11 protein-coding genes and 1 tRNA gene are annotated in these 14,245 nt (G+C 31.3%); all 12 read left to right on the top strand.

Annotated features, from left to right (window positions below; all coding sequences use genetic code 11):
* Positions 1–25: 25 nt before the first annotated feature.
* Positions 26–98, top strand: a tRNA-Phe gene (locus IEW40_RS07700).
* 247 nt (positions 99–345) lie between these two features.
* On the top strand, positions 346–1,575 hold the full coding sequence (locus IEW40_RS07695) for a site-specific integrase (protein ID WP_188617522.1): 1,230 nt from the start codon (positions 346–348) through the stop codon (positions 1,573–1,575).
* Between the two features lie 251 nt (positions 1,576–1,826).
* The gene (locus tag IEW40_RS07690) at positions 1,827–2,744 is read left to right on the top strand and encodes a helix-turn-helix transcriptional regulator (protein ID WP_188617521.1); all 918 of its coding nucleotides are present in this window, start codon (positions 1,827–1,829) and stop codon (positions 2,742–2,744) included.
* Positions 2,745–2,864: 120 nt separating this feature from the next.
* Positions 2,865–3,365: a M15 family metallopeptidase gene (locus tag IEW40_RS07685; protein WP_188617520.1), complete on the top strand. Its 501-nt coding sequence runs from the start codon at positions 2,865–2,867 to the stop codon at positions 3,363–3,365.
* A 72-nt stretch (positions 3,366–3,437) separates the two neighbouring features.
* Entirely contained in the window at positions 3,438–4,478 is a 1,041-nt protein-coding gene (locus IEW40_RS07680; RefSeq protein ID WP_188617519.1) for a patatin-like phospholipase family protein, read from the top strand.
* Between the two features lie 396 nt (positions 4,479–4,874).
* Positions 4,875–5,057, top strand: coding sequence for a hypothetical protein (locus IEW40_RS07675; protein ID WP_188617518.1), 183 nt, complete (start codon positions 4,875–4,877; stop codon positions 5,055–5,057).
* A gap of 109 nt (positions 5,058–5,166) precedes the next feature.
* On the top strand, positions 5,167–6,516 hold the full coding sequence (locus IEW40_RS07670; protein WP_188617517.1) for a hypothetical protein: 1,350 nt from the start codon (positions 5,167–5,169) through the stop codon (positions 6,514–6,516).
* Positions 6,517–6,543: 27 nt separating this feature from the next.
* Complete coding sequence (locus IEW40_RS14165) at positions 6,544–8,235, top strand: hypothetical protein (protein ID WP_229663404.1); 1,692 nt, start codon at positions 6,544–6,546, stop codon at positions 8,233–8,235.
* Between the two features lie 2 nt (positions 8,236–8,237).
* On the top strand, positions 8,238–8,747 hold the full coding sequence (locus tag IEW40_RS07660; protein WP_188617516.1) for a hypothetical protein: 510 nt from the start codon (positions 8,238–8,240) through the stop codon (positions 8,745–8,747).
* Between the two features lie 171 nt (positions 8,748–8,918).
* Positions 8,919–12,647 (top strand): hypothetical protein, encoded by a 3,729-nt coding sequence (locus IEW40_RS07655; RefSeq protein WP_188617515.1) that lies wholly within the window; start codon positions 8,919–8,921, stop codon positions 12,645–12,647.
* Positions 12,648–12,712: 65 nt separating this feature from the next.
* Positions 12,713–13,975 (top strand): hypothetical protein, encoded by a 1,263-nt coding sequence (locus IEW40_RS07650; RefSeq protein WP_188617514.1) that lies wholly within the window; start codon positions 12,713–12,715, stop codon positions 13,973–13,975.
* Positions 13,954–14,245: hypothetical protein (locus IEW40_RS07645; protein WP_188617513.1), on the top strand; the 292-nt coding region annotated here is incomplete at its 3' end. The genes IEW40_RS07650 and IEW40_RS07645, both read left to right, overlap by 22 nt.

Here is a 14,245-nt window from a genome sequence, read left to right as displayed (position 1 = left end):
TAAAACACAATGATGAAACAATAATGGTTTCTTAGCTCAGTTGGTAGAGCAACGGACTGAAAATCCGTGTGTCCCTGGTTCGATTCCTGGAGAAACCACTTTGAAATGTTCAATTTCAAGCAAATGCCCTTAAATCGTAAGATTTGAGGGTTTTTTGTTGTTATTTGATACTAAAAATATCAAAATGTGTCAATTCGTAAGGTGACCAAATCGGTTACCTCTAAATTTTAATCATAGGTAGGTAACCGAATTCTCTGGAAAAGCCCATAGACAAGCTTGTTTTAAAATTAAACATCTTGTGTAAATGGGCCCTTTATATTTATTTTAACCTTTAAAGTTACCATTATGAATGCAAAAGTTTCGATATTATTCTATGCAAAAAAATCCAAAGCAACTTCACTAACTAAAGTCCCTATTTATTTAAGAATTACAGTTAACGGTAAAAGAGCAGAGTTTTCAACAGGAAAAACTGTAGTTATTGATAAATGGTGCTCTATACAGAGCCGTCAAAAAGGAAGTTCAGAAGAAGCACGTGCTTTGAATAAATATTTAGATGTGTTGTATTCAAAAATTCTTGAAATCGAAAGAAACCTCATTTTATCAAGAGATTATTTTGATGCAAATGATATTAAAAATATTCTTACGGGTAAGGATAAAGTTGAAAGATTTCTCATTCCAATTTTTGAAGAACATAATAACAAAATTGAAAAGCTTTTGGGTAAGGAGTATGCACTAGCAACACTCAAGAATTTTAAAACATGTTTGGCTCATTTGAAAGAATTTTTGTGGAAATTTCATAAAAAATCTGATATTAATATTCAAAAACTTGAATTGTCTTTCCTAAATGACTTTGATTTTTTCTTGCGCACAAAATCCAATATCAATAACAATTCCGCAGTAAAACATACCAAAAATTTAGGTAAGATTTTAAAAATCTGCTATCAAAATAATTGGATTGAAAAAGATTTGGTGATGTTCTATAAAGGAAGATTTCAAGAGGTGAATGTTAATTTCCTTACAGAAGAAGAAATTAATACAATCATGAACAAAGAATTTTCAGGAAAAGGTATTGACTTGGTTCGTGATATGTTTATTTTTAGTTGTTATACAGGTCTTGCTTACATTGATATTTACAATCTAAAAAAGGAGCAACTTTCCATTGGAATTGATAAAACCCTTTGGATAATCACCAACCGCCAAAAGACAGGTAATTCTTCAAATATTCCTTTGCTTCCTATTGCTGAAGAAATCATAAAAAAATATGAAAATCATCCATCTGTTTCAAATTCTGGAAAATTACTTCCAGTTTACACCAATCAAAAAGTAAATGAGTATTTAAAAACTATTGCGGAAAATTGCGGCATACATAAAAAACTAACTTTTCACTGCGCAAGACATACTTTTGCAACTACTGTAACGCTTGCCAACAATGTTTCTATTGAAAGCGTAAGCAAAATGCTTGGTCATAAAAGCATTAAAACTACACAGCATTATGCTAAAATTTTAGATAAAAAAGTAAGTGAGGATATGAAAAATCTAAAAAATGTACTTAATCAGAGAGAAAGAAGTATTTAAATTTTGTGAATTACTTACAATTTATACATTCCTTTCCTTATTTACAAAATTTAATAGTAAAAACTAAAAACATTAATCAAATATAATTATAAATGGATTTTTAGGTTTAATTTTTTTGACCTTATCCAAAATTAATCTCAATTGTAAAAATTAGATGATCAGAATATTTTTGAAAAATTAAGTAAAATGCGTCACATTTTGACGCATTAGCTTTTTAACTTTGTCCTAATAAAAAACAACAATTCAAGACCATGAAAAAAGACTTCTTTTTGGCACGTTATGCTTTAATTATCAAAAGACTTGAGCGTTCTCCTGCAACCTTTGAAGAGATAGAGCAATTTTTGTTAGACAGCAGAGAATTTCAAGATGCTAATGTTTATCAATATTCTATAAGAACTTTACAGAGAGATTTGAAAGATATAAACTCCTTATTTAACCTCGTTATTCAGAATAAGAAAAAGGGAGATAATCGGTATTTTATTGCAAGCAGACCCATAATGGAAGTAGATGAGTACAACCAAAGGCTTTTAGAATCTTATCAGATTATCAATGCTATTAATGCTTATCCAGATTTTGCAGATTTTGTTTTTTTAGAGCCTAGGAAACCCAGAGGAATAGATTCTTTTTATGATTTACTTTTTGCTATCAGAAATAAAAAAGTAGTAGAATTTGAACATTTCAGTTTTCTCAATCAAAAAATCACCAAAAGAAAAGTACATCCTTTAGCCCTGAAAGAATCTAAAGACAGATGGTATCTCATAGCAGTTGATACTAAAGATAAAAAGACCAAATCCTTTGGTTTAGACAGAATAAAGTATTTAGATGTATATAAAGCCAGCTACAGAGAACGTTATAAAATTGACGTGAAGGAACATTTTAAAAACTCTTTTGGAGTGATGAATTTAGAAGAACAAAAACCTCAAAAAATTGTTTTAGAATGTAGTAAGCAGCAAGCCGAATACGTCAAGAGCTTTCCGCTTCATTCTACACAAGAACTTGTGTCAGAAACGCCTGAAAAAGTTGTTTTTGAGTTATGTCTTCATCCTACCTATGATTTTATGCAAGAAATTCTTTCTTACGGAAAAGAAGTAAAAGTTCTAGAGCCACAATGTCTTATAGACGACATTAAAATTCATCTTCAAGAAAGTATAAAAAATTATTTTTTGTAAAAACTTTTTTCTCAATAACATCCGCCTCGAAAAAGGCGGATTTTTTTATTTCTTTTTTTAATACGACGAGTTTTGGCGCAGCGAAAAAATAGCTTTATCCCAATAACAAAATATTAAAAAATGGACAAAATTACACAGCAAAGAATTGCGAAACTACATCCTATAGTAAGAGCTGAGGTTACCGAAATCATTAAACAATGCGATCAAGCATTGCAAGGAAGAGCCAAAATAAGAATTACACAAGGGATAAGAACTTTTGAAGAGCAAGAATTGCTCTACGCCAAAGGCAGACTAAACAAAGAACAAAAAGTTACCAATGCTAAAGCCGGACAGAGTATTCATAACTATGGGTTAGCGGTAGATATTTGCCTTATCATAGATGGAAAAGAAGCCAGTTTTGACACTAAAAAAGATTGGGACGGCGATAAAATTGCCGATTGGTATGAATGTGTAAAAATCTTTGCCAAAAACGGTTGGGATTGGGGCGGAAATTGGTTGAAATTTAAAGACTTGCCCCATTTTGAGCGCAGATTTTTACCTACAGAAAAATCTTTAGTAAAAACCTCTTGGCGCAACCTTATTAAAATGAAGAGAGACCAATACGGTTACGTTATTTTCTAAAGATTAATTTTCTTACGACGAGTTTTGGCGTCACCAGCATCTACATTTGCCTCAACATCAAATCACAAAACAATGAGCAAAAAAATTACTATTCTTTCTCTGGACGGAGGAGGAATACGAGGAATTATCCCTTGTATTATTCTCAAATATATAGAAGAACAGCTTCAGCAAAAAGACAATCCCAATTTGAAATTAGGAGATTATTTCGACCTAATTGCTGGAAGTAGTACCGGCGGAATTTTGGCGTCTATTTTACTCTATCCTAATGGAAATAAAAAAGCTAAATTCTCTATCCAAAAAGCATTTGAACTCTATTCTGAAAAAGGAGAAGATATTTTCAGTGTAGGTTTTTGGGGAGGGTTGGTGAATCCTTTTGGACTTTTTAGCGAAAAAATTTCTGAAGAAGAATTGGAAAAACATCTTCTGGACTTTTTTGGTAATCTGGAACTGAAAGATTTTGCAAAACCTTCATTGATTACTGCTTATGATATTGAAAATAGAAAAGCTCAACTTTTTAATTCTTGGGATGCACAATTGCCAACCAACAATTTTTTGGTAAGAGATATTTGTAGGGCAACTTCGGCAGCGCCTACTTATTTTTCTCCTGCCAAAATAAAATCGGTTTACGGACAATACTTTAGTTTGATAGACGGAGGTTTATTTGCTAATAATCCTGCACTTTGTGCCTATGCTGAAGCCAGAAAAATTCCTTTTGCTGAAGTATTAAAGTCGCATCTTAAACCCAATAGACCTTCTGTAAATGATATGATGATTGTTTCTGTAGGAACTGGCTCTGAGACCAAACCATATTCATACAAAAATCTGGAGAATGCAGGAAAAATAAAATGGATAAGTCCGGTAATTGATATTTTGATGTCTTCTAATGCAGAAACGGTAGATTATCAACTTTCGCAAATGTTTCAAACTTTGGGAAACCGTAATCAAAAAAACTATTATAGACTAAATCCTTCGCTTAAAAATGCTTCACCAGAAATGGATAATGTGAAGCAAGAAAATCTAGATGCTTTGATACAGGCGGGACTTTCTTATGTGAATGAAAACAAAGAAACACTGAATCAGATAGTTCAGAAATTAATTAAAAATAAAATTTAATGCGACGAGTTTTGGCGCATCTTCGGTATATCTTTGTTTCAGAGAAAAACACAAAATAAAAACACAAATGATGAAATTTTTTTCAAAATAAACTTTAACACGACGAGTTTTGGCGCCACTGCAAATTACCTTTGAAACATCAAAACAAAACACCAAATACAAATTACAATGAAAAAGAAATTTCTAAAAATCTTATTCGAACATGCCGTCTTGTTCATTAGAGAAAAACTCTTTAGAAAGAAAGAGAAAAGCGCATAATTAACTAAAATTTTTACGACTACTATTATTAAAATCGACACTTAAATGTGACTCGAACAGCAAGAAGTATGCACCAAAGTCACAAAATTTTTCGCGAAAAATTAAAAAAATGTTTAACCTAAAAAATTACAAAAAAAAATGAAAGCATCTGAAGACGTTCCTGATGTTTTTCAGGAAAAGGAAATCGCCATTACCTCATTAACCGAAGAAGAAAAAATGGAACTCCATATAGAAGATGAGTTGCAAGATATGGAACTATTTTTTTCAAAAGAATTTGATGAAATGGAGCTGAGGTTTCAGGATTATGAAATGAATTATTAACCTAAATTATTTGCTATGAAAACAAGCATTTTAGAAAAGTGGATAGAGAATTTTTTAATGAAATTTTTGTCCTTTTAGAAAACAGAATCAACACTTAAAAACAAAAAAAATGAAATCAAAACAAGAACTAAAAAAGGTCTTCGAAAACGGAGACAAACCCAAACAAGAAGACTTCTGGGATTTAATAGAATCCTACTTCCACAGAGATGAACCTGTTACCTTGGAAGAATTATCATTGTTAAAGTCTAATTTGGCTACGGTTGATAAAACAAACAACGGAACAGAAACATTAGGAAATGTAGACACAAAACAACAGGTAAACGCAAAAATAAATTCTGCAATTGACGCTTTAAAAGCAAATGCCCCCGAAACTTATGATACCCTAAAAGAAATTGCAGATTATATAGCCAACGACAGCAACGCTGAAGCTGCATTGCTCCAATTAATCAATACAAAATTGGACAAACCTACAATGACTAATAATTATTATGGGCTTTGGGATGATACGAATAAAATTTTTGTTGATGGACAATTAAAGTATGAAAATAACTATAATGTTTCGCAAGAACCTTTAAAAATTAAAAATACACCTATTGTACCAAAAGAAGATTTAAGTTCTTTATTTATGGGCACTGAGCCTACAAATAATATAGGGCAAAATAATTTTATATTTGGGTATAATTCTGGAGGTGGTTTAACAACTGGTTATTATAATGTATTAATAGGAAATGAAGCTAATAAAACATTAACAACTGGTATTGGAAACACTATAATAGCAGGTGGAGGTTCTGGAGGGTATGACCCTTCTACGAATACAATAAATAAAGAAATTACTGCAAAACATAATGTAGCTATTGGTACATCATCTGTTCATAATGTTACTTCAGGGAGTAGAAATGTTGGTGTTGGTAATGGCGCATTAAGTAGGATAGAGGCAGGTTCTAATAACATAGGTATTGGATATGGTTCTGGCATAAGTTTAAGAACAGGTAATAATAACATTTTTATTGGTTCTGGTGCAGGGGGGCAAAGTACTTCTCAAGTAGCAAATCAGAGTGTTAATAATAAATTATGTATTCATAATATAGTGAATACATCTACTGGGATAGGTTATACAACTAATCCAAATTCTTTTTGGGACACTGCACCTTCACCTCATGGTATGAATACTTGGGATTTAGGATTAATTACTGGTGACTTTTTTGAAAGATGGGTGAAATTCAATGGTAAATTCATTATTGGAGCTGGATATATGCCTAATGCAGATAGTACTTATACAAAAAATATTGTAGCAAAACCAGATGGAACTTTTGGCTGGGAAGATAAAAAGGCATTAGAAATTAATGCTTCTAAAGGAACAATTTTTCCTAGTGTACCCAACTCAGGTGACTTGTTCTTTAATACCTCAGACAGCAAACATTATGGGTTTGATGGAACTAATTGGAATGCTCTTTACTAATATTTTAATTATCAAACACAATCGTTTATGAAATCAAAACAAGAACTAAAAAAAGTCTTCGAAAACGGAGACAAGCCCAAACAAGAAGATTTCTGGGAATGGCAAGACTCTTATTGGCATAAGGAAGAGAATATTCCCAAAGAAAAAATAGAGGGAATTCCTCCTAATTTAGCGACGGTAGATATAAATACTGAAACAGAAAATATAGAAGGAACAGTAAATACAAAAGAACAAGTAGATGCAAAAATAGCTAATGCAATTAATAATCTAAAAAATAATGTACCTGAAACTTATGATACATTAAAGGAAATAGCGGATTGGATAAGTAATGATGAAACAGCAGAAGCTGCCATATTACAAGCTATACAAAATGAAACTACAGCAAGAGTAAATGCAGATAATACAAAATTGGATAAACCAACGATTACCAGCAATCCTGTATCTTATCCTTATGTAATAGGAGAAAACGGAAATGGCGGCTCTGCAAGATTACCAGTAGGAGATTTAGGAAAGAATTTTTTTAATGCTGATTTAAGCAATACAACTGCTAGAAACCATACGATGAATGCAGCGTTGACTGTAAATACTTTGGGAAATCCTCACACTTTAGCAGGTTTACCTAATAAGAATACAGATGTAACTAATTTTAGAAAGATAAGAGTTCAGAATACAAACGGATTAGATGCTGTTGCTGATAGTAAAACTCTAATCACAGATGCAGTTACTTCTATGACAGATGCAGAGAAAGATGTTTGGAGATTAGCACAAAGAAAAACAGGAGAGACTTATAGTACAGGACAGCCTAGAATTGATTTAATAAGTCCGAACAATATTAATAGTTCACATAATTATACTCAGTATGTATCAGTAATTGGTTTAAACTTATATATTAATACAGGAGCATCAGTTGTAAGATTAGTTAGAGTAAAAGATGAAAATGGAGTTAGTGTAATTCCAGAAGAAACATTAATAAATGCTTCATCGATTCAGACTTTTTCAACAAATTTTCAAATCTTAGTCCTAGGAATTAACTTTTTTGGTAAAGCTAAGGGATATTATAAAATATACATTACATCATTTACAGGCTTGACAAATTTAACAAGTCCAGAATTTTTTGTAGAAGAAAACTTTAATCTATCAAACTTTAATCCTATATCTTTCAGTGTTGTAGATAAATATACTAACTCATCCGATTATGTAACAAGCTCAGAAATTTACCACATTAATCTACAACAAGCGGGAAAAACAACACTAGAAAAATCAGTAAAATCTAATGCACTGTTTAATTTTCAGAATGGTTTTTTATATGAATTTAATTTTGAAATGTATTTAGTTGGTTCATATACGAATGCTTCATTTAATTGTGGGTTTTCAAATGGAGATTTTGGTATAACTAATGGATACTCTCCACAAGCATTTTTAGGTGTAGGGGGAGATTATGGTCATAGATTTATTAATTCAGTTACTAATAAAGATCATAATCAAACAAGAAATCAGACAGTAGTTGTTAAATGTATTTTTTTTAATAAAGATGGTATTACAACTATAATCCAGCTAGCTCCTAATGGAGTTGTATTGGTTTCTTCAATGGTTCAGAATTATGATATTGGAGATACCATTAGATTTTATGCTAATTTCTATTCTTCTGATGGCGGATATGGAACAGCCATAGGACAAAATTTCAAAATACAATTTCCATCAACTTATCAATCTTTTTAATTATGAAAAATTTACAAATACCAACGGCAATACAAGGATTATTAGATTCTATCAATTCTACAAAATTAGATTTAGGAGAAATAAAAATAGATAAACATCCTTTATTATCACAAGATTTAGATAGATATATCCAGATCAATAAAATAAGTATAGACCTTAATTTACCAAGAACATATATTTGGTACAGTCAGATACTTAAAGATTCAGAAGGTAATATAATCCCATCTAATCTCCCTACTCCAGAATGGATGATTTCAGAAATTGAAACTTCATCTTTAAGAGATGAAAATTTTCAAAGAATAGAAGTTCCTGTAGCAGATTCAGAAACAGAAGAGCCTTTATTGAACGAAGATGGAACACCAAAAATGTCACCACTTTTTGTGAATAGCCATAAATATCTTCTTTGGTTGTTGAAAAATAATAAGGTAGGTTTTTTACAATTATTATCTGCATATCTAAATGAGCTATTGCAGGATATAGACTTCAAGTCAAGTCTAAACCAACTTTCTTAATGGTTGGCTTTTAATTAAAATTTAAAAGTAAATTAATTGAAAATCAATAACTTAAAATTATTGAACAGCATGTATTATGCTTAAAAACTAAAAAACAACACTCTTATTTGCGCAAATACAAAGAGTACATCTCAAAAAATCAAATTATTAACAATTTAAAAAAATATAAAAATGTTACCAGAACAAAATATGAACAACAATAACAGTAAAAATAATGCATCACAAACATTATTTAGATTTGTAAGCCTTAGAAATCCACAGCTTACAGAAATGCATCCAGAGAAAAATCTCGGGTTTGTACATCTCCCAAAAGATTTAGCCATTCTTTTTGAAGAAGTTATTCCAGTAGGAATTTGGGATAGTTCAAATGGATCAAAAATTTCCGCTTTGGAAAATCAAATTTCAGTAATTGATTCTCAAAATAGCAACTACTTTTATAAAACAAAAAGTGAAGTAGTTGCAGATTTTTCAGATTTTTTTCCTGCTGCCGAGAAAATTGCAAAAAATGAATTAGAAAATATTGGGAATTATTTACCCGAAAGCAATACTTTTCCTGCTAATTATGCAAAATTATGGGACAATTTGATTTATCAGGTTCTAACTCAAAAAGATTTTTATGTAAAAGAGGCTATTTTGCAAATTATAAAAGCTATTCATTTTTCTTTACACCAAAATAATGAAGATCATTCATCACTTAGAGATGCGAAGGTAGTTTTGCCAGGAAGATTATTTGTAGATACTATAATAGATGATGGTGTAGATGCAGAAGATGCCCCTAATGTATTTACTGTAAATGAAAGTTTAATTTCTACTTCTTATATTGCAGAAGACCCTAATTTTACTAAACTTTCTGTAGCAGCAGAGAAAAAGCTAGCTAATTATGCTAAAAAAAATCAAGAATTAGCGTTGGCAATTTCAGAAAAATTAAGAATAGATTCTTTGAAGACGGAGATTAATCTTATTTCTAAAAATTACCAGAGAGATTATAGCATTGCACTAAATACTGCTCAAGAAGATTACCAGACAAGTATTAAGCCATTGAAGGATGATTATGAAGCTCAGTTGGATCTTGTGAGAAATTCTTTCACTTCAGAACAGACACCAGAAGAAAAACAAGCACTTTTAGATGCAGTTCCTTATCCTACTTTGCCAAATTTTCAGTTTAGTTATTCTGCTTTTGATACGAATTATCTCAAAGAAAAACTTTCTCAAAAGTCATTTGAAACAATGTCAGATGTTCTGAATAGAGAGTTTGTAGGAAGTTATAATGGAGAACCTTCGAGTCAAAATATTCAATTTTTCAATAACGAAGCATCACCAGACGAAAGAATTCTTCCTGTTGACGGAGTTTTTACTCGAGAAGAATTAGTTAAAATGATTGATAGTCAAAACTCTGAATTTGCTACAAAAATTGTTACAACTACAGAGGTGGAAAAAGAAGAATATGCTAATATTGGTGGGGCCTCTGTTCGAATTCAAAATGCTACTGCTCAGAATCCTCTTTCTGCCGTTTTAACTCCGAAAGTTAATATGAGATGGAATGTAGTAGATTTTAGATATTTGTATGATTTCGATTTGGTTTTAGAAATGCCAGATACTTCTTGGGAGTTAGATGCCGTAGAGTGTGAAGTAAAAGATTCATCTGGAAATATTCTTACCTATACCCCTACTGAATTTTCTGTAGATGGAGTAAAACTATTGATTAATAATATTTTTAATGATCAGTTTACGATTTCAGAATTATACGATTTTACAGAATTTACCGCAAAATTTTATTTCAAAAATAATAGAGAAGGTACTCTTACTTTTAAATTAAACAATCCTACAGCAGACTATTATTTTGCAAAATTAGTATTACCACAAGGCAACACAGGTAAAAAAGCATTTAACCCAAAGAATTTTGGAATTAAAAGATTAGGAGTGGCAGATTATCTAAAAGTAGTACAGAGCGTACATGCCTATGTGCCAGGTGAAGTTTCTAATATAGAAAATGTAATGGCAAGTGAGCTTCGCCATAAGTCTATCTATGAAAGAACACTTACCGAAACAACTACTACAACTACTAAGTCTCAGGAAGTAGAAAAAATGACGGATACTACCAAAGTAAACCGTGCAGAAATGCAGAGTGAAATAGCGAGAGAACTAGACAGACAACAAAATATTGAAGCTCATACATCATTCAGTGCAAATGGAGCAACTTGGAAATTCGAAATTGGTGGAAGCTACGCTAACAGTAGTGCACAAAGAGAAAGCTCAAGACAAGCTACCATAAAAGCACAAGAGATTACTGAACGTGCGCTTGAACGTGTGGTTACAAAAATTTCTGAAGAAAGAATTCAGAAAATTGTACACGATGTTCAGTTGAACAATGTACATGAATTTGATAACCGAGGTAAAATTGGCAGTGATACAGTACCGCAGCACATTACAGGAGTTTACAGATGGGTAGATAAAAAAGTGAAAAATCAAATTCTTAATTATGGGAAACGTACCATGTTTGAGTTTATGATTCCTGAGCCTGCACGTTTGCACAGACTGGCTACTAAGTCTGTTAAAACACTACTTACTGCACCTATAGACCCAAGAAAAGCTACAGGACTTAAGCAAATGAAAGATGCAACAGCAGAAGAAGCTACCATACAGTATTGGGCAGATTATTATAAAGTGAAAATAGCGTCTCTTTTACCATTTATAAATCAAATAACACATGGTGCAACAGGTGTTCCACAGACAAATGATGATTTTGGACCGGATATTACCAATATTACAATACCAGAGAATTACATAGGAAAAAGCGCAATTTTTAGCTGTACATCTTCTAGAAATAGAGGTGGAGGATGGGATGGAGCTCGTTATTCTGAGGTGTTTTGTTCAAATTTGAAAGGAGATTTGATTGGTAAATCTGAATATGGTAATATCAGTTTTGAGCAATCTGTATTTAATTTAAATGTAAGTGGAATTCAAGAGTTTAAAGTAAGAGGACATAATATTACCAATTATAATATAAAGGTGGTTGTAAATTGTGAACGAAGTGATGAATATTATAACAATTGGAAAAGGAATAGCTTCAACGCCATTATTGAAGAATATGATAAGCAGTACGCAGATTTTAAACAAGCACAGGCAGATGCAGACGCCACATCTAAAGCGGAAGAAGAAAAGAATAAAGATAAAGTAAGCACATTCTACCGTGAGATGGAATCTAATATCTTAAAACATAATTGCATTGCTTATTTACTGCAAGACTATAATGGCATTGGCAAAGCTCTTTCTACGGATGATAACCAGACGATGGAAAGCTTTAGCGTAACCATAGACGAGAATTTAGATGCTTACACCTCACTTGCCAAATTCTTAGAACAAGCCTTTGAGTGGAATGTGATGGATTATACCTTCTATCCATATTACTGGGCAGAAAATAAGCATTGGAAAGAAATGTACTTATCAGAAGAGCTAGATCCATTGTTTAGAAATTTCTTACAAGCAGGTATGGCAAGAGTAGTAGTTACGGTAAAGCCAGGTTTTGAAGATGCTGTAAATTTCTATATGGCAACCGGCAAAATCTGGAACGGTGGCGAAGTACCGGTAATTGGAGATCCTATGTTCCTTTCTATAGCAGATGAACTTAGAGAGCCTACTGGCAAACCACAAGGTAAATATTGGATTACTACCATCCCTACCTCTCTTACCATTTTACAGGCAAAATCTGCAGGTTTAGAAGTTACGGATGCTTTACCAATCTTCCCGGAAACAGATGTAGCAAACTGTGAAAACCCAGAAGAATTGGTGTTTGAATGTCCTTTTGTATTACTAGAAGATGCTAAAATGGCAGGAAGCGACTTAGCAACTACTTTGCCGAAGACGGTTACAAATGTGTATAACGAAACAATAAAAGTATAACCAAAAAAATTAATTCCTCCTCTGTTTTGAGGAGGAATTTTAAAAATATAAAAAAATATAAAATTATGTTTAATTATAACCCAACTATAAATACCTTAAGACAGCAGTCCATTGAAAAGGCAAAGAGATTGAGAGGAATAATAGGAAGTAAATATGATTTTTTACCTGTTGTAAAAACGAATGGTGATGAAAAAGCAAAAAACTCTATTGTTTCATTGAATGATTGCCAAGCATCAAAATTGGAATATTTAAGTTTAGGAAATGATTATGATGAACAATCGAGAAAGTACCCAGTTGCAAATATTGTAATTGCAAAAAACTCTATAGCAAGAATCCCATTATTGGTAAAAATGGGATATGATCCAATTGGACCACAAGATGGTGATGGGGTTTTGGAGTTTAAAAGTTCCAACGCTTCTGCAAAACTAAACTTTATTGATAGTGATAATACAGATTACGAAGAAGGAGAAAGTAAATACGATTTAAAAGATGCAGAATATGGAGATGAATTTGTCTTGGAAATTGATGCAAAGGCATTGGCGAGAGGAACTAAATTTACTATTTCTGTTTTTGCATCTGATGACGATGACGGTCTTGGAAAAACATCTAAAAGAAAAGGCATCTGTGGAAAATTTAATATAAAAGTGGTAGAAAAAGATGTATTTTTGAAGGAAGATTTGAATCGGTTAAATGATATGATAAAACTAGTATCTTCTAAGATTAATTCAAAACCTAATGCGGGTGAATACAGACATTCGAGAAATTACTGTGTCTTTGCAACGGATAGATATATTGGTTCTTTATTAAACAATGCAAAGGATTTTTATACATATGATGATGATAAAGCAGCAGTAATAAATTTGGAGAGTTTGCAATCTGGAACATATAGAGCTGAAAATATACGCAAAAAAGGCTATATCCATAATTATGTTATTTATAAAGATAATGAACTTCTTAAACCAATATATGCTAATATCCAAAAGATTGAAGATGATTTAACATATGATGCTTTAAGTATAAATAAAGGTTTACTATTAAATTTTATTAAAAAAGGTATCTCTGAAAAATTAGGATTTCATATTTATTATACTACTTATTCAGATGATTTTCACGTACAAACCTTAATAATAGATAATACTCAACCTTGTAATCCTACATATAGAATTGTTGATCAACATGGAGAAAGTACATCACATGGTAAGTTATCTGATATTGAAGAAGGTTTTAAAAATCAATCTAGTTGGACTTACGTGAATTTTTATCTAAACCACAATAAACAGTCATTAACAAAAACAATATCATCATTATGGAAAATTCAAAGAAATTAATTTTATTCAGTTTAATTTTATTCACATTCATTTCTTGTCATAAAAATTTAAAAGAATGCCAAGAATGTAAAACAGATAAGGATAGTTTAATTTTTGTTGATAGAGAAACAAAAGAGGTTTATATTAGATTGAAAGCAATAGAATATCATCCAAAATTAGAAGAAAAATTAAAAGCTAATAATTATTATAGTTTTTATAATTCTGTAAATATTTATTCTTTAAATAAGAGTGTTAATTTAAGCGAAATTATTGATCAAAAATCTTTTAAAA

Origin of the sequence: Cloacibacterium rupense (assembly GCF_014645495.1) — a bacterium.
Classification (GTDB): Bacteria; Bacteroidota; Bacteroidia; order Flavobacteriales; family Weeksellaceae; genus Cloacibacterium; species Cloacibacterium rupense.
Note: the sequence above shows the minus strand (reverse complement) of the source record. Positions and strands in the feature narration are given on the sequence as shown.